Origin of the sequence: Leclercia adecarboxylata (assembly GCF_006171285.1) — a bacterium.
GTDB classification, from domain to species: Bacteria; Pseudomonadota; Gammaproteobacteria; order Enterobacterales; family Enterobacteriaceae; genus Enterobacter; species Enterobacter barmai.
This window is the reverse complement of record NZ_CP040889.1, coordinates 2,810,897-2,831,277: the sequence shown is the minus strand read 5'-3', so window position 1 is coordinate 2,831,277 and position 20,381 is coordinate 2,810,897. Positions and strand designations below refer to the sequence as shown.

Genomic DNA, 20,381 nt, shown 5'->3' with positions numbered 1-20,381 from the left:
AATCCGCTTTGCGGTTAATTGATATGGAAAAAGTATGAAGAACTGGAAAACGCTGCTGCTCGGTATCGCTATGGTCGCGAATACCAGCTTCGCGGCCCCACAGGTTGTCGACAAAGTCGCTGCCATTGTGAACAACGGTGTGGTACTTGAGAGCGACGTTGATGGTTTAATGCAGTCTGTGAAGCTCAACGCGGGTCAGGCAGGTCAGCAACTTCCGGATGATTCCACACTGCGTCATCAGATCCTTGAACGTTTGATCATGGATCAGATCGTTCTGCAGATGGGTCAGAAGATGGGTGTGAAGATCTCTGATGAGCAGCTCGATCAGGCTATCGCCAACATTGCGAAGCAGAACAACATGTCCGCCGACCAGATGCGCAGCCGTCTGGCCTATGACGGCATCAGCTATTCGACCTACCGTAATCAGATCCGCAAAGAGATGCTGATTTCAGAAGTGCGTAATAACGAAGTGCGTCGTCGCGTCACCATCCTGCCGCAGGAAGTGGATGCGCTGGCTAAGCAGGTTGGCAATCAGAACGATGCCAGCACCGAACTGAACCTGAGCCACATCCTGATCCCGCTGTCAGAAAACCCATCCTCTGACCAGGTAGCCGAGGCGGAAAGCCAGGCTCGCTCTATCGTCGATCAGGCGCGTAACGGCGGTGATTTCGGTAAACTGGCGATCACCTATTCGGCTGACCAGCAGGCGCTGAAAGGCGGCCAGATGGGCTGGGGTCGTATTCAGGAGCTGCCTTCTATCTTTGCCCAGGCGCTGAGCACGGCGAAGAAAGGCGATATCGTGGGTCCAATCCGTTCCGGCGTTGGCTTCCACATTCTGAAAGTGAACGATCTGCGCGGCCAGAGCCAGAGCATCTCCGTTACCGAAGTGCATGCCCGCCACATTCTGCTGAAACCTTCCCCGCTGATGAATGACGATCAGGCGCGGGCGAAACTGCAGCAGATTGCCGCCGACATCCGCAGCGGAAAAACCTCCTTCGCTAACGCGGCGAAAGAGTTCTCCCAGGATCCAGGTTCAGCCAATCAGGGCGGCGATCTGGGCTGGGCGGCAGCGGATATTTACGATCCGGCCTTCCGCGATGCGCTGATGAAAATGAACAAAGGTCAGTTGAGCGACCCGGTTCACTCCACCTTCGGCTGGCACCTGATTGAGCTGCTGGACACCCGTAACGTGGATAAAACCGATGCGGCGCAAAAAGATCGCGCCTACCGCATGCTGTTCAACCGTAAGTTCTCTGAAGAAGCAGCGACCTGGATGCAGGAACAACGCGCCAGCGCCTACGTCAAAGTTCTGAGCAACTAATGAAACAACATCGTGTTGTCATCACTCCCGGCGAACCCGCCGGGATTGGTCCCGACCTGGTCGTCCAGCTTGCCCAGCGCAGCTGGCCGGTCGAACTGGTGATCTGTGCCGATGCCAGCGTGCTCGAAGCGCGGGCGAAGCAGCTTAATCTGCCGCTCACGCTTCTGCCGTATCAGGCTGAAAACGCCCCCCTCCCCCAGCAAGCGGGTACCTTAACGCTGTTGCCCATTCCGCTTCGTGCCCCGGTTATCCCAGGTCAACTGAGTACCGAAAATGGCCATTATGTGGTGGAGACGCTGGCGCGCGCCTGTGATGGCTGTCTGAGCGGGGAATTTGCCGCGCTGATCACCGGCCCCGTTCATAAAGGGGTGATCAACGACGCCGGCGTGGCCTTTACCGGTCATACCGAATTTTTTGAAGAGCGTTCGCATAGCCCTAAAGTGGTGATGATGCTGGCAACCGAGGAGCTGCGGGTTGCTCTGGCCACCACGCACCTGCCGATCAAAGCCGTTTCCGACGCCATTACGCCGGATCTGCTGCACGACGTCATCACCATTCTGCATCACGATTTACGCACCAAATTCGGTATTGCCAGCCCGCACGTGCTGGTGTGTGGCCTGAATCCGCACGCGGGCGAAGGCGGGCATATGGGAATGGAAGAGATCGATACCATCATTCCGGTACTGGATGAGATGCGTGCTCAGGGAATGAATCTCAGCGGGCCGCTGCCTGCAGATACCCTTTTCCAGCCGAAATACCTTGATAATGCCGACGCCGTGCTGGCGATGTACCACGATCAGGGCCTTCCCGTGCTAAAATACCAGGGCTTTGGCCGCGGCGTGAATATCACCCTCGGTTTACCCTTTATTCGAACTTCTGTTGACCACGGTACTGCACTCGATTTAGCAGGCCAGGGAAAAGCAGATGTCGGCAGTTTTATTACGGCGCTTAATCTCGCCATCAAAATGATTGTTAATACTCAATGAATAATCGCGTCCACCAGGGCCATTTAGCCCGTAAACGTTTCGGGCAAAACTTCCTCAACGATCAGTTCGTGATCGAAAGTATTGTTTCGGCTATCAATCCACAAAAAGGCCAGGCGATGGTCGAGATCGGGCCGGGTCTGGCTGCACTGACCGAACCGGTTGGTGAGCGCCTCGATGAACTGACCGTCATCGAACTGGACCGAGATCTGGCAGCCCGCCTGCAGACGCACCCGTTCCTTGGGCCAAAGCTGACGATTTATCAGCAGGATGCCATGACCATGAACTTCGGCGAACTGGCGGAGAAAATGGGTCAGCCGCTGCGCGTTTTCGGCAACCTGCCGTATAACATCTCCACGCCGCTGATGTTCCACCTGTTTAGCTATACTGATGCCATTGCGGACATGCACTTCATGTTGCAAAAAGAGGTCGTTAATCGACTGGTTGCAGGGCCGAACAGTAAAGCGTATGGTCGTTTAAGCGTGATGGCACAGTATTTCTGTAACGTGATCCCGGTACTCGAAGTGCCGCCGTCAGCGTTTACGCCGCCGCCGAAAGTTGACTCTGCGGTGGTGCGCCTGGTGCCGCATAAAACGAAGCCGTATCCGGTCAAAGAGCTGCGCGTGCTGAGCCGCATCACCACCGAAGCCTTTAACCAGCGTCGTAAAACGATTCGTAACAGCCTTGGCAATCTGTTTACCGTTGAAGTGTTAGCCGGGCTGGGTATCGACCCGGCAATGCGTGCGGAGAACATTTCCGTAGAACAGTACTGCAAGCTGGCTAATTACATCAGCGAAAATGCGCCGCCGAAGGAGAGCTAAGCCATGATTAATTCGCCCCGCGTATGTGTTCAGGTGCAAAGCCTTTATATCGAGTCTCAATCCACGCCGGATGAAGAACGTTTTGTTTTTGCTTACACCGTGACCATTCGCAATCTCGGGCGAACCCCTGTGCAGCTGCTGGGGCGTTACTGGCTTATCACCAACGGCAACGGCCGTGAAATTGAAGTGCAGGGCGAAGGTGTGGTGGGTGAACAGCCGCACATTGCGCCCGGCGAAGAGTATCAGTACACCAGCGGCGCGGTAATCGAAACGCCGCTGGGTACCATGCAAGGCCATTATGAAATGGTCGATGCCGAGGGTAATGCATTCCGCATTGCCATTCCTGTTTTCCGTCTGGCTGTACCAACACTCATTCACTAAACATGTCTACATATCTCATTGGCGACGTTCACGGTTGCTACGATGAACTGATCGCATTGTTAAAGCAGGTGGATTTTACCCCGGGTACAGACACGCTGTGGCTTACGGGCGATCTCGTTGCCCGCGGCCCTGCCTCGCTGGACGTCCTGCGCTATGTTAAATCTCTGGGCGACAGCGTACGGATCGTCCTTGGCAACCACGACCTGCATCTGCTGGCCGTTTATGCCGGGATCAGCCGTAATAAACCGAAAGACAGGATCACCCCGCTGCTGGATGCGCCTGACGCCGATGAGCTGATTAACTGGCTGCGTCGCCAGCCGTTGCTACAGATCGACGAAGAGAAAAAGCTGGTGATGGCCCACGCGGGCATTACCCCCCAGTGGGATTTGCAAACCGCAAAAGAGTGCGCCCGTGACGTCGAAGCGGTGCTCTCCAGCGACTCATACCCGTTCTTCCTCGATGCGATGTATGGCGACATGCCCAACAACTGGAGCGCGGAGCTGAGCGGCGTTGCGCGCCTGCGTTTTATCACGAACGCCTTCACCCGCATGCGCTACTGTTTCCCGAACGGTCAGCTGGATATGTACTGCAAGGATGTGCCGGAAAACGCGCCGACCCCGCTCAAGCCGTGGTTTGCTATCCCCGGGCCGGTGACGGACCAGTACAGCGTGATCTTCGGACACTGGGCATCGCTGGAAGGGAGAGGCACGCCTGAAGGTATTTATGGGCTGGATACGGGTTGCTGCTGGGGCGGAGAACTCACCTGTCTGCGCTGGGAAGATAAAGCCTACTTTATGCAGCCTTCGAACCGGCACCAGGATTCAGGTGAGAATGAAGCAGTAGCGTCGTAGAAGAGAGCTGCACCTCTCCCGGCGGGAAAGGTGCAGTTAACACATTAGCGGCGTTCAAGGATCTCGAAGCAGTAGCTATGCGAATTTTGCGCGTCAGCGTCGTGGAATTCGCTGAATACCGATTCCCACTCGTCAGGATCGTAGTCCGGGAAATGGGTATCCCCTTCCACTTCAGCATCAATATGGGTCAGATATAACTTCTGCGCTTTCGGCAGGAACTGCTCATACACGCGCCCCCCGCCAATCACCATTATCTCTTCAGCATCGCCGCAGGCAGCAATGGCTTCGTCAATGGATTTAACCCACTCAACCCGCTCATCGGTGCCGGGCTGGCTGCTTATTACGATGTTTTTACGGCCCGGCAACGGGCGCCCGATTGACTCCCAGGTCAGGCGACCCATTACTACCGGCTTGTTCAACGTTGTACGTTTAAACCACGCGAGATCGGCAGGCAGATTCCACGGCATGGCGTTTTCCATGCCAATCACGCGATCTACCGCAAGCGCCGCAATCAGACTGATCATTGGTTATTTCCCGGATGCAAAAAATTGCCGCCACTATACGGAAAGCTTAATCTTTCGTCGACTGGCGGCAGAGTAAAGAACAGGAAATTTTTTATATTTGCTGGCAACCCCGCTTCACGCTACAGGTTTACTCTCCGGCTCATCCTGCGGATCGCCGGTATGCTTACCCTCTTCGGTTCCCTGCCAGCCATGGCGCTGGGTCAGCGAGAGGTGATTTCGGTCTTCATTGATGATCTCCGTCAGCATGGCGCTGGTGCGTTTCACCACCGCCGCGCGCGAGGTAGCATCGTTTTCAACCATCGCCGCCATCTCTTCGACCATCTCCGTATTAAACCGGCGGAACAGATCGGCGCGCTCGCGGGCCTCATAAGCCCCGAGACCGAGGCTTTCCAGCGCCAGCCGACCGGATTTGAGCGCACCTTCGAAGGTTTCACGCTCCGGCGCGTCGATACCCATCTGGCGGAGCTGGATGTAATGATCAACATCGCGTGCGCGGGAGATGATCCTCAGATGCGGAAAATGCGTCTTCGCCAGCTCCGCCAGCTGCAGGCTGTTCTTCGGATCGTCTATTGCGTTGATTAACACTTCGGCCTTCTGCGCCCCGGCGGACTCGAGCAGATCAACCCGGGTGGCATCGCCATAAAAGACCTTCATATCAAACTTGCGCAAGGTTTCAACGTGGTCAGGATCGTGATCGAGAATGACCATCTTCACGCCGCTGGAGAGCAACAGACGGCCTGCAATCTGGCCGAAGCGACCAAACCCGGCGATGATCACCCGCGGCTGTTCTTCGTCAATTTCATCAGCCTCGTGCTGCTGACCACTGTCGGCGGCCTCCAGTCGCGTCAACACCACCAGCAGCAGCGGTGTTACCGCCATCGACAGTGCGACCGCCAGCGTCAGCGCCTTCGCCCATTCAGGATCGAGCACGTTCGCCATGTTCGCTGCGCCAAAGACCACAAACGCAAACTCACTCCCCTGGCCCAGCAGCACCGCAAACCAGCGACGCTGTTTTGCTGGAACCTTCAGCGGGCGAGCCACCAGCCAGAGCATGGCCATTTTAATGACCAGGAAGCCCACCAGCAGGATGGCGATGCGCAACGGATGGGTCACCAGCGTCCCGAAGTCAACGGACATCCCCACGCCGATGAAGAACAGCCCCAGCAGCAGGCCCTTGAAGGGCTCAATATCGCTTTCCAGCGCGTGGCGATACTCGGAGCTCGCCAGCAGCACGCCTGCCAGGAACGCGCCCATCGCCATAGAGAGCCCGGCCTCTTCCAGCATCAGGCCAAAACCGAAGACCAGGAACAGGGCCACGGCGCTGAACACTTCCCGCAGGCCGGAACGGGCAACAAAACGCAGTAATGGTCGACTGACGTACCGGCCCAGCAGTACCACCAGGGTCAGCGCCCCGGCGACTTTTAATGCTGAAAGCGCAAAGGCGCCCAGGGTCGTAGACGCTCCGGAGGTAGCCAGCAGCGGGATCATCGCCACCAGCGGAATAGCGGCAATATCCTGGAACAACAGCACCGAGAAGGCGCTGCGCCCCATCTGGGAAACCGTCAGGTTGCGTTCATTCATGGCCTGCATGGCGATGGCCGTGGACGAGAGCGCCAGGGTCATGCCGATCAGCTCCGCCACTTTCCAGTCCATGCCCAGCAGGATGCAGAACCCGCCCAGCAGCAGGCCGCAGGCCAGCATCTGCAACGCCCCGCCGCCAAATACCGAGGCGCGCAGCTTCCACAGGCGACGCGGATCCAGCTCCAGACCGATGACGAAGAGCATCAGCACTACGCCGATTTCCGCAAAGTGCAGAATCGACTCGGCATCGGTGACCAACCGTAGCCCCCACGGGCCAATGACGCAGCCGGCGATCAGATAGCCCAGCACCGAGCCAAGCCCAAGGCGCACGGCAACGGGCACAATCAGCGCCGCGGCGCCCAGGTAAATCAGCGCCTGAATCAGCGTATGGCTATCCATGGTGCGCCTCCTGCCAGTCGAGTAAACGTTGTTTATAGTGACGCGCCTGCGCCTGAAGGGTTTCGTCGTCGCAGACGAACGTGCAGTGCATGGCAAACGGCGGGAGCCAGTTCAGCCCACAGTAGAGCGCGGTGGCCTGCAGCGGCTGCGCCAGCACCTCAAACCCCGGAAAAGAACCGATATCAAAATGGCTTTCACCGCCACCGGTCGTCACCGCCCAGAGCAGACTTTTGCCCTTCAGCGCCCTGCCGTTATGGCCGTATGCCCAGCCGTGAGAGAACACCTTATCGATCCACAGCTTCAGCAGCGGCGGTATGCTGTACCACTGCATCGGATGCTGCCAGACGATGAGATCGGCACGGGATATCGCCTCTTGTTCGGCGGCGATATCGATATTGAAATCCGGATAGAGTTGATAAAGAGAGCGGATTTCCACCCCTTCAAGTGTCCTTACCTGATCAAGCATCCGCTTATTCGCATGGGAATGGTGCGGATAAGGATGCGCATAGACAATGAGTATCATGATTAACCTGGTTTAACTGCTTTCTTGTTGTAAGAGTCAGTGTAGACAGGAAAGGGAGGCGTTTGAAGGGCTCTGTGCCCTTGCCGGGGTTAACCGCAAAGATTGATAAATCACTTTCTGGTCAGAATAATCATTTCCATTAAAAATATATCAAGAAAATATAATATTTATTATTCAAACCAATTAATCAGAAATAATAAAAGCAATGGAATAATTAAATTAAAATTAATCAAAAATTTAAAATGAATAGCTATACAAGAAATAGTTAAGAACCAATAATTTTGCTTTTAAGCTGCCATTTAAGTCTTAAAAAACAGATAGTTAAAAGGTTGTTATCTAAATAGACATTTTTATAATCACAAAATGGATGTGGCAATGAAAACAAGAACACCGCAATTAAATCAGACGACAACATTTCTTAAAAGTCTTTTTCCGGCCTTATCAGCGTTAATTGCATTCACTCCACTAATGGGATTCGCAGAAACTACAATTAGCGGTTCTACGGACGCAGTACAGGTCTTTTCATCGGATACCTCATACATCATCCCGGAAGGGATCAACATTACCCCTGATTCCATTTTGCCCTCAGTCACTATTACGGATGGCATCATCGTCAGCGTCACGAATGGCGGGCAGATTACTGGCAAGGGTGATGGGATGCTCATCTCTACAGGATCCCAGCAAATTGTCGTAACAAACCAGGAAAATGCACTCATTAACTCTACTGGTGCCAACGGAATTACCGTTGCCAATATGGGCGGGGAAATAAATAACGCAGGCAAGATTAGTGGTGCTGAGTTCGGCATTAAGATTCTGGAAGACTCAAGCAACGTCAACGTCGCTAATACCGGCACTCTCGAAGGTAAAACAGCGCTCTTCGCAGAAGCTAGCGTCATAATCAATAATGAGGGCCTTTTAAAAAGCAACGGCGGTAATGGCATAGAGCTAACTACTGCTGGAAAAAGTAATCTTAATAATAGTACTGCCGGAGTGATTGATGGTGGGCTGAATGGTGTTATCGTGTCCGACGCTCACAGACTTCAGCTCGGTAATAGCGGGATGATAAGTGGTTCAGACAGCGCAATCACCTTTGCAAGTAACCAAACTAACACGCTAACATTGGATACTGGTTCCATACTTAATGGCGATGTCATCTCGACGAACTCCAGAACCAACACTTTAACATTACGAGGCACGGGCTCAGAAGACAGTAACTTCCGTGGCATGAATGCGGGTGACGGCTTCGCTTCCCTGACTATGAGCGGTAACGATTGGACGTTGACCGGCAATGTCGATGTGATCGGCTCCAACAACTCGATTAAGGTCAACACCGGTAAATTGACGCTGGCAGGCGATGTGAAAAACAGCGCCGGAAACACCCTGATCGCCAACGATGCAGCTCTACAGTTGGGTGACGGCACGAATACCGGTTCATTGACCGGCACAGTGAGCAATAACGGCACGTTGATCTTTAATCAGGGCTCCGACTCCACTTTCGCGACGGACATTACCGGTAGCGGCAACGTGCAAAAAATGGATGCCCATACGTTAATACTGTCCGGCAATAACAGCTATGCGGGCAATACGCTTCTGAACAGCGGCACGACGCTGGTTGCGGAAGGCGCAACGCTTGGCAGCGCAGGCAACACCGCGACCGTGACGGTAGCGGATGGCGCCACCTTCGCCAGCGCAGGGGCTGTTAACAACAACGTTGATATCCTGAGCGGCGGCGTGCTGGCCTCGTGGAATGCGGTATCCGGCAATAACGACACCCTTTCCACAACGGCCAACACCATCAACGGCAACGTCAACAACAGCGGCACGCTGCAAATCAGCGGCCTCAACGACCACGTCGGCAATAAATTCACCGTCAACGGCGACTATACCGGCCAGAGCGGCAGCAAGATCGTCATGAACAGCATCCTGGGCGATGACAGTTCCCGGACCGATCATCTGACCATCACCGGCAACAGCGCGGGTCAGTCAGGCATCAAACTCAACAATATTGGCGGCCTCGGGGCGCAGACGGTCAACGGGATAGAAATTATCAACGTCGGCGGAAACTCTGATGCGGCCTTTACCCTGGCGAAACCTGCCGTGGTGGGCGCCTGGGAATACAACCTGAATCAGAAGAGCGATGGCAACTGGTACCTGGAATCGAAAACGCCACCTTCAGATGATGGTCAGAACAACGGCGACGATGATGACGGCAGCAGCACCGACAACGACGGAGATAACAACAACGGCGGAGATAACAACAACGGCGGAAACGGTGACAACAATGGTGGCGGTAACGGTAATAACGATGACAAAAAGCAGGCCAATCCTGAGGTGATGGCTCCTGAAGTCGGCGCCTATCTCGGCAACTATCTGGCCGCCCAGGGCATGTTCCTGCATAAGCGTGACGATCGCGATCAGCTCACCCTCCGCGACGCCGACGATCTGAACACCTGGATGTATGTCAAAGGCCGTTATCATGACAACGACGTGGCGGGCGGGAAAGTAAACTACGACACCACCCAGTACGTCATGCAGGTCGGCAGCGATTTCATCAGCAAACAGCTGGATACCGGCGTACTGCATGGCGGGATGATGTTTGGTGCAGGCCAGGCCAAAACCGACTCCACCTCGGTGGGCAGCAAGCGTTCCGCGCACGGCAAGGTCGATGGTGTGAACTTCGGGGTATACGCGACATGGCAGGAAGATCAGCAGCTGCGTAAAGGCAGCTATATCGACAGCTGGGCCTCTTACGGCTGGTATCACAACAAGCTGAGAAGCGACGGACGTGACAATGAATCCTACAACAGCAGCGGCTTTGCCGTGTCGCTGGAAGCAGGCCATGCGTGGATTGTGGATTCAGAAAACGAGAGAACCTGGAAAATCGAGCCGCAGATCCAGGCGGTCTACAGCTATCTTGATCAGGACGATCATACTGATGCCGACGGCGTACGTATCACCACCCTCGATAACGACAGCATACTGGGTCGCCTGGGTGTGAAATCCAGCTACTTTAACCAGAAAGACGTACAGGCGTGGCAGCCGTATGTGGCGGTGAACTGGCTGAAAGGAGCCGGACAGAATGACCTGGCCTTTAACGGCGAAGCGTTCAGCAACGACACCCCGGACGACCGCGGCCAGCTGGAGCTGGGCGTAACCGGCAAGCTGAACGAAACCACGCTGATCTCCCTGCGCGCCAGCGGCGAATGGGGCGAAAACAGCTATGACGCCTACGGCGGCCATATCCTGTTAAATCACCGCTGGTAAGGCCTTTTCCGCAATGACCGATGCAGTGGCCCAGGCCACTGCATTTTTTTTATCAGTTATCCAGTTCACCCATGGATTTAACCTGATCGCGGTTGATCTGCTCGGTCTGCCCGGTTTCCGCATTTTCATAGGAGACCAGACCGGTATCATCATCCACCTGCGGTTTACCGTCGGTGACGATAGTTTTGCCATCGGTGGTTTTCACCGCTTGGTTAGATGAACAACCGGCTACGGTGAACAGCGTCGCAGCCGCGAAGATCGAAGCCAGCAGAATTTTGTTTTGCATCATATGCTCCCTGTTAGTCGTCATTTTTATCATGCGTACTAAACTTTAGCGGAATACACCTTGCTCAGAGATAAATGCAGAACACTCCGAAGGTTAGCTCTTCTGCGGGAAGCCATCTTTATAGATCACCGTCTGCACCACTTTGCCGCTTGCGTCATAGGTTTTCGCCTCGCCATTGGCCACGCTCTGCTTAAAGGTGATCGTCGAACGCAATTTTCCTTGCTGGGTATACCCCTGCGACAGCCCTTCCGCCTGGCAGTTCACCAGCGGCGTGTGGCTTCGCAGCACGCCGTTCGGGTAATAGACGTCGATATAGTCGTTAAAGCAGCGGTTTTTAATCACCGTCTCAAACTTCTTATTACCATTGTCATATTTCTCGACGAGCTTGCCCTCAGGCACGGTATCCGCCACCTTCACCACCGGCGTGGCTAATTTTTTCTGCGGTTCCAGATCGTCCTTTAAGCCTTTTGCATAGTCGGGGGTCATTCCCATTCCATCGATAGTATTGGTCACCGACGAGGCAAAATCAGCGCAGCCAGCAAGCAGTACGACCAGAGGGATTAACGTAAGGGCCTGTTTCACTGTGAACTCCTTTTATCAGGTATCACCGTAAAGTGCGCTGTATAAAGAGGCGGCACAACCGCCAAAATTGGTCGGAAAGGCATAAAAAAACCCGCCTAAGCGGGTTTTGAGAACAATCTGAAGCGATTACTTCGCGATCTGGGCGTGCATCTCCTGCACCGAAATCACCTTCTCGGTGGCATCCGCGTTCAGCGCCATCGCTGTTGCAAAACCGCCGTTCAGGGTGGTGTCGTAGTGCACTTTGTACTGCAGCGCACTGCGGCGAATCAGCTTGGAGTCTTCAATCGCCTGACGTCCTTCGGTGGTGTTGATGATGTAGGTGTATTCGCCATTCTTGATACGGTCCTGAATGTGCGGACGACCTTCATGCACCTTGTTCACCAGACGCGGGTTGATACCGGCTTCACCCAGCACAATCGCGGTACCGTGGGTGGCGTCCAGTTCGAAGCCCTGTTTCAGCAGTTTCGCCGCCAGGTCGACCACACGCTCTTTATCTCCTTCACGCACGGACAGCAGCGCACGGCCCTGTTTCTTCATGGTGGAGTTACTGCCCAGCTGCGCCTTGGCGAACGCTTCTGCGAAGGTGCGGCCCACGCCCATGACTTCACCGGTAGAGCGCATTTCTGGCCCTAACAGCGGGTCAACGCCCGGGAATTTGTTGAACGGCAGCACCACTTCTTTCACCGAGTAGTACGGCGGGATAATCTCTTTGGTCACGCCCTGCTGTGCCAGCGTCTGGCCAGCCATCACGCGCGCCGCCACTTTCGCCAGCGGGATGCCGGTTGCTTTGGAGACGAACGGTACGGTACGCGCCGCACGCGGGTTGACTTCAATCAGGTAGACTTCGTTGTCTTTCACCGCAAACTGCACGTTCATCAGACCGCGAACCTGCAGCTCGAAGGCCAGCTTCTTCACCTGGTCGCGCATCACGTCCTGAATCTCTTTGCTCAGCGTATAGGCTGGCAGAGAACAGGCGGAGTCGCCGGAGTGAACGCCCGCCTGCTCGATGTGCTCCATGATGCCGCCAATCAGCACCATTTCGCCGTCGCAGATAGCATCAACGTCCACTTCGACTGCGTCATCCAGGAAGCGGTCCAGCAGTACCGGTGCGTCGTTAGAGACGCTGACCGCAGTCTGGAAGTAACGGCGCAGGTCGGCTTCGTCGTAGACGATTTCCATCGCACGGCCGCCCAGCACGTAGGAAGGACGCACCACCAGCGGGTAGGTGATCTCTTTGGCCTTCTCAACCGCCTGCTCAATGGCGGTGACGGTGGCGTTAGCCGGCTGTTTCAGCTTCAGACGGTCAACGGCATGCTGGAAACGCTCGCGGTCTTCCGCACGGTCAATCGCATCCGGGCTGGTACCGATGACCGGTACGCCTGCCGCTTCCAGCGCGCGCGCCAGCTTCAACGGCGTCTGGCCGCCGTACTGCACGATAACGCCTTTTGGCTTCTCGATGCGCACGATTTCCAGCACGTCTTCCAGAGTTACCGGCTCAAAGTAGAGACGGTCGGAAGTGTCGTAGTCGGTTGAGACGGTTTCCGGGTTACAGTTGACCATGATGGTCTCGTAACCGTCTTCGCGCAGCGCCAGTGAGGCGTGTACGCAGCAGTAGTCGAACTCGATGCCCTGGCCGATACGGTTTGGACCGCCGCCCAGCACCATGATTTTGTCGCGGTCAACGGACGGGTTCGCTTCGCACTCGTCTTCATAGGTGGAGTACATGTACGCGGTGTCGGTCGCAAATTCTGCCGCACAGGTATCCACGCGCTTGTAGACCGGGTGCAGGTCATACTGGTCACGCAGCTTGCGGATCTCCGCTTCGCGCACGCCCGCCAGTTTTGCCAGACGCGCATCGGCGAAGCCCTTACGCTTCAGCATGCGCAGGAAGTCAGCGTCGAGGCCGTTGATGCCAATCTCAGCGACTTTCTCTTCCAGACGCACCAGCTCTTCAATCTGCACCAGGAACCAACGGTCGATGTTGGTCAGGTTGAAGACGCCATCGACGGACAGGCCAGCGCGGAAAGCATCGGCGATGTACCAGATACGCTCGGCGCCCGCGTCTTTCAGCTCGCGGCGGATTTTGGTCAGCGCTTCCGGGTCGTCCAGGCTCACTTTCGGGTCGAAACCGGTGGCGCCCACTTCCAGGCCGCGCAGCGCTTTCTGCAGAGATTCCTGCTGGGTACGGCCAATCGCCATCACTTCCCCAACAGATTTCATCTGGGTAGTCAGACGGTCGTTGGCGCCGGCAAACTTCTCGAAGTTGAAGCGAGGAATTTTTGTCACAACGTAGTCGATGGACGGCTCAAAGGATGCCGGAGTACGTCCGCCGGTGATGTCATTCATCAGTTCGTCGAGGGTGTAACCTACCGCCAGCTTCGCCGCGACTTTCGCAATCGGGAAGCCGGTGGCTTTCGATGCCAGCGCAGAAGAGCGAGATACGCGCGGGTTCATTTCGATAACAATCAGACGACCGTTTTTCGGGTTAACCGAGAACTGAACGTTAGAGCCGCCGGTTTCGACGCCAATCTCACGCAGTACCGCCATCGAGGCGTTACGCATGATTTGGTACTCTTTGTCGGTCAGGGTCTGGGCCGGTGCCACGGTGATGGAATCACCGGTGTGAATCCCCATGGCGTCGAAGTTTTCGATGGAGCAGACGATGATGCAGTTGTCGTTTTTATCACGCACCACTTCCATCTCGTACTCTTTCCAGCCGATCAGCGATTCGTCAATCAGCAGTTCGTTGGTTGGAGAGAGGTCCAGACCACGGGCGCAAATCTCTTCGAACTCTTCACGGTTGTACGCGATACCGCCGCCGGTGCCGCCCATGGTGAAGCTAGGACGGATGATGCACGGATAACCCACGTCAGCGGCAACCGCCAGCGCTTCTTCCATATTGTGTGCGATACCGGAGCGCGCTGTGTCGAGGCCGATTTTTTTCATCGCCACGTCGAAACGGCGGCGGTCTTCTGCTTTATCAATCGCATCGGCAGTGGCGCCAATCATGGTCACGCCGAACTCGGCCAGCACGCCCTGACGCTCCAGCTCCAGCGCGCAGTTCAGCGCCGTCTGGCCGCCCATGGTCGGCAGCACCGCATCCGGACGCTCTTTTTCGATGATTTTGCGCACGACTTCCCAGTGAATTGGCTCGATGTAGGTGGCATCAGCCATTTCCGGGTCGGTCATGATGGTGGCCGGGTTGGAGTTCACCAGGATAACGCGGTAGCCCTCTTCGCGCAGCGCTTTACACGCCTGTGCGCCAGAGTAGTCGAATTCACAGGCCTGGCCGATAACAATCGGGCCAGCGCCAAGGATCAGGATGCTTTTTATGTCTGTACGTTTTGGCATTGTCTTCTCGGCTCCTGATTATTTAGCGGTCTTACGGTATTGCTCGATAAGTTCGATGAAGTGATCGAACAGCGGCGCGGCATCGTGCGGGCCTGGGCTTGCCTCCGGGTGACCCTGGAAGCTGAACGCCGGTTTGTCGGTACGATGGATGCCCTGCAGGGTGCCATCGAACAGCGACTTGTGCGTAACGCGCAGGTTGGCAGGCATGGAGGCTTCATCGACGGCAAAACCGTGGTTCTGCGCGGTAATCATCACCGTGTTGTTGTCGATATCTTTCACCGGGTGGTTACCACCGTGGTGACCGAACTTCATCTTCACGGTTTTCGCACCGCTCGCCAGCGCCAGCAGCTGATGGCCGAGACAGATGCCGAACACCGGAATGTCGGTTTCAAGGAAGGTCTTGATCGCGTCGATAGCATAGTCGCACGGTGCCGGGTCGCCCGGGCCGTTAGAGAGGAAGATCCCGTCCGGATTCATCTTCAGCACTTCATCTGCCGGGGTTTTAGCCGGCACAACGGTCAGGCGGCAGCCGCGGTCAACCAGCATACGCAGGATGTTGCGCTTGGCGCCGTAGTCGTAGGCCACCACGTGGAACGGCAGCTCGTCTTCTTTTTTCGCTTCCGGCAGTTCGTCTGCCAGCGTCCAGCTACCCTGCGTCCAGCTGTAGGATTCAGCTGTGGTCACTTCTTTTGCCAGATCCATGCCGTTCAGACCCGGGAAGGCTTTGGCTTTTTCTTGCGCCAGGGCCGCGTCCAGGTTGTCGCCAGCGATGATGCAGCCGTTCTGGGCACCTTTTTCACGCAGCAGACGCGTCAGTTTACGGGTATCGATATCGGCAATCGCCACGATGTTATGGCGCTTCAGGTAGGAAGAGAGGTCTTCAGTATTGCGGTAGTTGCTGGCAATCAGCGGCAGGTCACGAATGATCAGACCTTGTGCATGTACCTGGGAGGACTCTTCATCAGCGGCGTTAGAGCCGACATTACCGATATGGGGATAAGTTAAAGTGACGATTTGGCGGGAATAGGAAGGATCAGTGAGGATTTCTTGATAACCGGTCATTGAAGTATTGAAAACGACTTCCCCAACCGCCGAACCTGTTGCCCCAATGGCCCGACCGATAAACTGGGTTCCGTCTTCCAGAACCAATAGCGCTGACTTAATCAAAACACCCTCCAGAGAATATTCACTCACTTTATTTGCATATTAATTCATAACCACAGTCTGAATCAATGCAAATCTGCTGCCAGTGGATTTTCGGCAAACGGCGGCATTCTGGAGATTTACCCGGGAGAAGTCAACTTAAAAAGTGGGTTTTGTTTGTGGTTTTCGTGTCACTGACCGGGCGGAGGATTATTAATGGCTAAAAAGATCAACTAAATCACTCAGGAAAACGCTTGCGAGACGAGTTTGTTGTTAAAACATCTGACCCGGCCTGAAAAAGTGGACCACTTGGTCAAAATTCACAATATTGAAACAAAAAATCATGGTATAAGTTATTTTTTATCGCGTTTAGAATAAAAAAAACCTCAAACTTGTAAAATTAAAGGGCAATAATTTATTGCCCTCTGCAATCAAGTAATTAAGACTGCAATAACCACATCACGAAGGGTAACTATGATTATAAATTGTTGAGATCGAGCACATCTCGCATGTCATAAAGACCATCTTTTTTGCCTTTCAACCACATTGCAGAACGAACAGCCCCATTTGCAAAAGTCATGCGACTGGATGCCTTATGGGTAATTTCAACGCGCTCACCGATGTCGGCAAACATGGCGGTATGTTCACCAACAATGTCGCCGGCACGCACGGTGGCAAAACCAATGGTGCCAGGAACGCGTTCACCGGTATGCCCTTCGCGGGTATAGACGGCACACTCTTTCAGATCTTTATCCATCGCCTGGGCAATCGCCTCGCCCATCGCCAGCGCGGTGCCGGACGGCGCATCCACTTTATAGCGGTGGTGAGCTTCAACGATCTCGATGTCGGTGTAATCCCCCATTACCTTCGCCGCTTTCTCCAGCAGCTTGAGCATCACGTTCACGCCCACACTGAAGTTGGCTGCAAACACGACAGGGATCGCTTTTGCCGCATCCTGAATGGCCTGCTTACCGGCATCATCGAAACCGGTAGTACCAATAACCATGCCTTTGCCGTGCTGACGACAAAACGCCAGGTGGTGCAGCGTGCCTTCCGGGCGAGTGAAGTCGATGAAGACATCGAAGTCGTCTTTAACCGCCTCAAGGCTGCTCTGTACGGTGACGCCTGACTTGCCTGCGCCCGCCAGTTCGCCAGCATCGGCACCCAACAGCGAGGAGCCTTCACGCTCCAGCGCCGCGCCAAGCGTGACGCCATCCATCTGCAATGTCGCCTGAATTAACTGGCGGCCCATACGACCACCCGCGCCGGCAATGGCGACACGGATCTGTGCATCATGCATAGTTATTCTCTTACGTTAAAATGATGTAAACCGTTTTCAGATTAACCAGCCTTCGCAAAGGCCGCCACAGAAAACGCCAATAATTAGAATTTAATGATAAACAGGGATAGATATCAGTTAAAGACATGATCGTCAGCGAAAACCGCATGATTCCCGCACCACCAGCGCAGGCGGCAGGATGATCCGTTTGGCGGGTTCGTCATTGCCCTGGATGCGGCTGTACAGCAGCTCCCCCGCCTTGCGGCCAATCTCCTTTGCCGCCACCGACACGGTGGTCAATGCCGGCTGGACCAGAGCCGCTTCGGTAATGTCATCGAAGCCGATCAGCGCAAAATCACGCCCCGGTTCGCGGCCCATCTTGCGTAAACTTTGCATCACCCCCAGCGCCACAATATCCTGGTAGCAAATTGCAGCGCTGATTTCTGGATTATCAAGGAGTAACGCCTCCGCCACGCGCGCGCCATCGCTCTGGCTGGCCTGCGACGTCCTGATGCATGCAGGATTCGGCGTCACGCCGAATTCCAGCAGCTTGCTGGTAAAACCACCGATACGCTGCGCCCGCGAACCCGAGTTCTGGCTCCCCCCGATAAACGCAATATGCCGATGGCCCATTCTGAGCAGATGCTCTGTCGCCATCTGCGTGCCCAGGAAGTTGTCCGTTCCGACAAAATCAAAATCCGGATCCTTCAGCGGGCGCACAACCATGATAGCCGGAATGTTGCGCCGCTTTAGCCCATCAAAAAATGCCTGGGGCGTTTCGCGGGCCGCACACAGCACCATCCCTCCCACGTTATTGCGCATCAGCGAATCGACAAATTTTTGCTGTCGCTCTGCGGACTCCTCGCTGTTGGCCAGAAAAAGCAGCAGCTCATGGCGTTCCATTTCATGGCTTAGCCCTGCGGTCATCTCTCCGTAAAAAGGGTTGGTGATATCATGCAAAAGCAGACCCACCTGGTTACTGCGGCGATTACGTAAATTGGCCGCCGTCTGGTTATAGACGTAGCCCGTCTCATCCAGCGCCTTTAGCACGCGCTCGCGCGTACTTTGCGAAATACGGCCTTTGTTACAGAGCACCATTGAGACCGTTGCCGTTGATACGCCAGCGCGTTTCGCGACGTCTGCCAGTGTCATTCCCGTCATGCTGTCTCCTTGCGTTTCATACAAGATTAATCGAATAACCTTTTTTATGCATTTTTCCCTGTGAGTCTCTTCACATTACCGCTACCGATCGGGATTACATTGCCATTTATGGCGGGTTAATCGCGTTAACCACTCTTCTCAAACGCGGTTAATCGAATAACCTTAATTCACGATTATGGAGGATAAAATGACTGCCTACGACAAATTCCCCACGGTGACGATCCAGGGTTATGACGACAGCGCCTGGCAAGGATGGGAGGCGATTACCCGAACCCTTGAAGCAAAAACCCAGCCGCGCAGCCGCACCGTACTGGTGATCGATTGTTATCCGGGCGTGCGCATGACCGAACTTGAAGACAACGTGCTGCCGCGCCTACGCCCGGCGCTGACGATTAATGCCGGGCAGGCACGCCAGGGTGAGCAGGCCATCCATGAGATGATTGCCCGCAACCTCACCGACGATCGCGTCTTTGGCGTGCTCTCCTGCCACCAGCTGGTTGAATTTTTTGACGCCGCGCGTCTGGAGGCATTGCAGACTCAGGTGAGCCAGTGTTCCGCAGGGCTGATTGTCATTTACGGGCCCGGTGCGGCGCTTATTCATCCGGGTGACGTGCTGGTGTACGCCGATCTTCCGCGCTGGGAGATCCAGCAGCGTATGCGCAGCGGTGAGATGGGCAACTGGGGGGCAGAGAATCAGCACGAGGATATGCTTCGTCGCTACAAGCGGGCTTTTTTTGTTGAGTGGCGCGTCTTCGATCGCCATAAAACCCCCCTGCTCAGGCGCGCCGATTTTTTACTGGATACCACCCGCAAAGCGCTTCCTGCGATGGTCACCGGCAAGGCGCTGCGGGCCGGTCTGGCACAGACCACTGCCCAGCCATTTCGCGTGGTGCCATTTTTCGATCCCGGCGTCTGGGGCGGCCAGTGGATGAAACAGCAATTCGATCTCGATCCCTCAGCACCCAATTACGCATGGTGTTTTGACTGCGTGCCCGAGGAAAACAGCCTGTTACTGCGTTTTGGCGCGGTGCGGATCGAGATCCCCTCTCAGGACCTGGTTTTACTTGAGCCTCGTGCGCTGCTGGGCGAGAAAGTTCACGCGCGTTTCGGCGCAGAGTTCCCGATCCGTTTTGACTTCCTGGATACCATCGGTGGCCAGAACCTGAGCTTCCAGGTCCACCCTGTTACCGAGTACATCCAGCAGCAGTTTGGGATGCACTACACCCAGGATGAGAGCTATTACATCCTGGAAGCCGGGCCGGGTGCCGTGGTCTACCTGGGCACCAAAACCGGTACCGATCCCCGGGCAATGATGGACGACCTCAGGCGTGCCGGGCGCGGTGAAAAATCTTTTGATGACGCCCGGTTCGTTAATCAGATCCCGGCGAAAAAACACGACCATTTTCTGATCCCTGCAGGTACGGTGCACTGCTCCGGCGCTGGAACAATGGTGCTGGAGATCAGCGCCACGCCATACATCTTTACCTTCAAACTGTGGGACTGGGGCCGCCTGGGCCTGGACGGCCTGCCGCGTCCGGTACATCTGGAACATGGTGAACAGGTCATCGACTGGCAGCGCGACACGCAGTGGGTCCATCAGCATCTGGTGAATCAGTTTGAACCCATTGCGCAAGGAGAGCGCTGGCGCGAAGAACGCACCGGCCTGCACGAGCGTGAATTTATCGAAACGCGTCGCCACTGGTTTAGCGAACCCGTTATCCATAACACCGCGGGTGGTGTGAATGTGCTCAATCTTATTGAGGGCGACGAAGCGATTGTCGACAGCCCTACCGGCGCTTTCGCGCCGTTTACCGTCCATTACGCCGAAACTTTCATTATCCCGGCAAGGGTGGGTGAATATCGCATTTCGCCTGCCGCCAGCGCGTCTGGACAACAGTTGGCCACCATCAAAGCCTGGGTGAGGAGCTAAC

Annotated in this window: 17 protein-coding genes; 7 read left to right on the top strand and 10 right to left on the bottom strand. The window is 55.3% G+C overall.

Annotated features, from left to right (window positions below; genetic code table 11):
- The first annotated feature begins 34 nt into the window (after positions 1 to 34).
- The 5 genes from surA to apaH are packed head-to-tail and all read left to right on the top strand — an operon-like array spanning position 35 to position 4,357.
- Positions 35 to 1,321, top strand: coding sequence for a peptidylprolyl isomerase SurA (surA, locus tag FHN83_RS15330; protein WP_139564315.1), 1,287 nt, complete (start codon positions 35 to 37; stop codon positions 1,319 to 1,321).
- Complete coding sequence (gene pdxA, locus FHN83_RS15325; protein WP_139564313.1) at positions 1,321 to 2,307, top strand: 4-hydroxythreonine-4-phosphate dehydrogenase PdxA; 987 nt, start codon at positions 1,321 to 1,323, stop codon at positions 2,305 to 2,307. The genes surA and pdxA overlap by 1 nt, the downstream gene beginning before the upstream one ends.
- Entirely contained in the window at positions 2,304 to 3,125 is an 822-nt protein-coding gene (gene rsmA, locus FHN83_RS15320; protein WP_039030408.1) for a 16S rRNA (adenine(1518)-N(6)/adenine(1519)-N(6))-dimethyltransferase RsmA, read from the top strand. Before pdxA ends, rsmA begins: the two co-directional genes overlap by 4 nt.
- A gap of 3 nt (positions 3,126 to 3,128) precedes the next feature.
- A complete protein-coding gene (apaG, locus tag FHN83_RS15315) occupies positions 3,129 to 3,506 on the top strand; it encodes a Co2+/Mg2+ efflux protein ApaG (RefSeq protein ID WP_039030409.1) in 378 nt (125 codons plus the stop codon).
- Between the two features lie 2 nt (positions 3,507 to 3,508).
- Positions 3,509 to 4,357: a bis(5'-nucleosyl)-tetraphosphatase (symmetrical) ApaH gene (gene apaH, locus FHN83_RS15310; protein ID WP_039030410.1), complete on the top strand. Its 849-nt coding sequence runs from the start codon at positions 3,509 to 3,511 to the stop codon at positions 4,355 to 4,357.
- Between the two features lie 44 nt (positions 4,358 to 4,401).
- Here apaH and folA read toward each other — a convergent pair whose 3' ends face one another.
- The 4 genes from folA to FHN83_RS28610 all read right to left on the bottom strand — a co-directional run bounded on the left by folA (position 4,402) and on the right by FHN83_RS28610 (position 8,325).
- The gene (gene folA, locus FHN83_RS15305; protein ID WP_039030411.1) at positions 4,402 to 4,881 is read right to left on the bottom strand and encodes a type 3 dihydrofolate reductase; all 480 of its coding nucleotides are present in this window, start codon (positions 4,879 to 4,881) and stop codon (positions 4,402 to 4,404) included.
- Between the two features lie 114 nt (positions 4,882 to 4,995).
- Positions 4,996 to 6,861, bottom strand: coding sequence for a glutathione-regulated potassium-efflux system protein KefC (kefC, locus tag FHN83_RS15300; protein WP_139564311.1), 1,866 nt, complete (start codon positions 6,859 to 6,861; stop codon positions 4,996 to 4,998).
- Entirely contained in the window at positions 6,854 to 7,384 is a 531-nt protein-coding gene (gene kefF, locus FHN83_RS15295; protein ID WP_039030413.1) for a glutathione-regulated potassium-efflux system oxidoreductase KefF, read from the bottom strand. Before kefF ends, kefC begins: the two co-directional genes overlap by 8 nt.
- A gap of 401 nt (positions 7,385 to 7,785) precedes the next feature.
- Positions 7,786 to 8,325 (bottom strand): hypothetical protein, encoded by a 540-nt coding sequence (locus FHN83_RS28610; RefSeq protein WP_231568137.1) that lies wholly within the window; start codon positions 8,323 to 8,325, stop codon positions 7,786 to 7,788.
- A 316-nt stretch (positions 8,326 to 8,641) separates the two neighbouring features.
- On the opposite strand from FHN83_RS28610, the gene FHN83_RS15290 reads away from it, so the two are divergent.
- On the top strand, positions 8,642 to 10,648 hold the full coding sequence (locus FHN83_RS15290) for an autotransporter outer membrane beta-barrel domain-containing protein (RefSeq protein ID WP_255296413.1): 2,007 nt from the start codon (positions 8,642 to 8,644) through the stop codon (positions 10,646 to 10,648).
- Positions 10,649 to 10,700: 52 nt separating this feature from the next.
- Here the strand turns inward: FHN83_RS15290 and FHN83_RS15285 are convergent, their stop codons facing one another.
- From FHN83_RS15285 to FHN83_RS15260, 6 genes are all read right to left on the bottom strand, one after another.
- Entirely contained in the window at positions 10,701 to 10,934 is a 234-nt protein-coding gene (locus FHN83_RS15285; RefSeq protein WP_039030414.1) for a YgdI/YgdR family lipoprotein, read from the bottom strand.
- A gap of 93 nt (positions 10,935 to 11,027) precedes the next feature.
- Positions 11,028 to 11,516 carry a toxin-antitoxin system YwqK family antitoxin gene (locus tag FHN83_RS15280; RefSeq protein WP_039030415.1) on the bottom strand — a complete coding sequence of 163 codons (489 nt, stop codon included), beginning with the start codon at positions 11,514 to 11,516 and terminating at the stop codon, positions 11,028 to 11,030.
- A 126-nt stretch (positions 11,517 to 11,642) separates the two neighbouring features.
- Positions 11,643 to 14,867, bottom strand: a complete 3,225-nt coding sequence (gene carB / locus FHN83_RS15275) for a carbamoyl-phosphate synthase large subunit (protein WP_039030416.1) — start codon at positions 14,865 to 14,867, stop codon at positions 11,643 to 11,645.
- 18 nt (positions 14,868 to 14,885) lie between these two features.
- The gene (carA, locus tag FHN83_RS15270) at positions 14,886 to 16,034 is read right to left on the bottom strand and encodes a glutamine-hydrolyzing carbamoyl-phosphate synthase small subunit (RefSeq protein WP_139564307.1); all 1,149 of its coding nucleotides are present in this window, start codon (positions 16,032 to 16,034) and stop codon (positions 14,886 to 14,888) included.
- A gap of 454 nt (positions 16,035 to 16,488) precedes the next feature.
- Complete coding sequence (gene dapB / locus FHN83_RS15265; protein ID WP_139564305.1) at positions 16,489 to 17,310, bottom strand: 4-hydroxy-tetrahydrodipicolinate reductase; 822 nt, start codon at positions 17,308 to 17,310, stop codon at positions 16,489 to 16,491.
- Positions 17,311 to 17,442: 132 nt separating this feature from the next.
- Positions 17,443 to 18,450, bottom strand: coding sequence for a LacI family DNA-binding transcriptional regulator (locus FHN83_RS15260; protein ID WP_139564304.1), 1,008 nt, complete (start codon positions 18,448 to 18,450; stop codon positions 17,443 to 17,445).
- A gap of 187 nt (positions 18,451 to 18,637) precedes the next feature.
- Here FHN83_RS15260 and FHN83_RS15255 point away from each other — a divergent pair, with 187 nt between their 5' ends.
- Positions 18,638 to 20,380, top strand: a complete 1,743-nt coding sequence (locus FHN83_RS15255) for a class I mannose-6-phosphate isomerase (protein ID WP_139564302.1) — start codon at positions 18,638 to 18,640, stop codon at positions 20,378 to 20,380.
- Position 20,381 lies beyond the last annotated feature (1 nt).

Excerpts from the sequence above, each read along its gene's own strand:
- surA (WP_139564315.1), top strand. The coding sequence starts at position 35 with ATGAAGAACTGGAAAACGCTGCTGCTCGGTATCGCTATGGTCGCGAAT.
- pdxA (WP_139564313.1), top strand. The coding sequence starts at position 1,321 with ATGAAACAACATCGTGTTGTCATCACTCCCGGCGAACCCGCCGGGATT.
- rsmA (WP_039030408.1), top strand. The coding sequence starts at position 2,304 with ATGAATAATCGCGTCCACCAGGGCCATTTAGCCCGTAAACGTTTCGGG.
- apaG (WP_039030409.1), top strand. The coding sequence starts at position 3,129 with ATGATTAATTCGCCCCGCGTATGTGTTCAGGTGCAAAGCCTTTATATC.
- apaH (WP_039030410.1), top strand. The coding sequence starts at position 3,509 with ATGTCTACATATCTCATTGGCGACGTTCACGGTTGCTACGATGAACTG.
- folA (WP_039030411.1), bottom strand. The coding sequence starts at position 4,881 with ATGATCAGTCTGATTGCGGCGCTTGCGGTAGATCGCGTGATTGGCATG.
- kefC (WP_139564311.1), bottom strand. The coding sequence starts at position 6,861 with ATGGATAGCCATACGCTGATTCAGGCGCTGATTTACCTGGGCGCCGCG.
- kefF (WP_039030413.1), bottom strand. The coding sequence starts at position 7,384 with ATGATACTCATTGTCTATGCGCATCCTTATCCGCACCATTCCCATGCG.
- FHN83_RS28610 (WP_231568137.1), bottom strand. The coding sequence starts at position 8,325 with ATGCCATTACCGCCGTTGCTTTTTAAAAGGCCCTCATTATTGATTATG.
- FHN83_RS15290 (WP_255296413.1), top strand. The coding sequence starts at position 8,642 with ATGAGCGGTAACGATTGGACGTTGACCGGCAATGTCGATGTGATCGGC.
- FHN83_RS15285 (WP_039030414.1), bottom strand. The coding sequence starts at position 10,934 with ATGCAAAACAAAATTCTGCTGGCTTCGATCTTCGCGGCTGCGACGCTG.
- carB (WP_039030416.1), bottom strand. The coding sequence starts at position 14,867 with ATGCCAAAACGTACAGACATAAAAAGCATCCTGATCCTTGGCGCTGGC.
- dapB (WP_139564305.1), bottom strand. The coding sequence starts at position 17,310 with ATGCATGATGCACAGATCCGTGTCGCCATTGCCGGCGCGGGTGGTCGT.
- FHN83_RS15260 (WP_139564304.1), bottom strand. The coding sequence starts at position 18,450 with ATGACGGGAATGACACTGGCAGACGTCGCGAAACGCGCTGGCGTATCA.
- FHN83_RS15255 (WP_139564302.1), top strand. The coding sequence starts at position 18,638 with ATGACTGCCTACGACAAATTCCCCACGGTGACGATCCAGGGTTATGAC.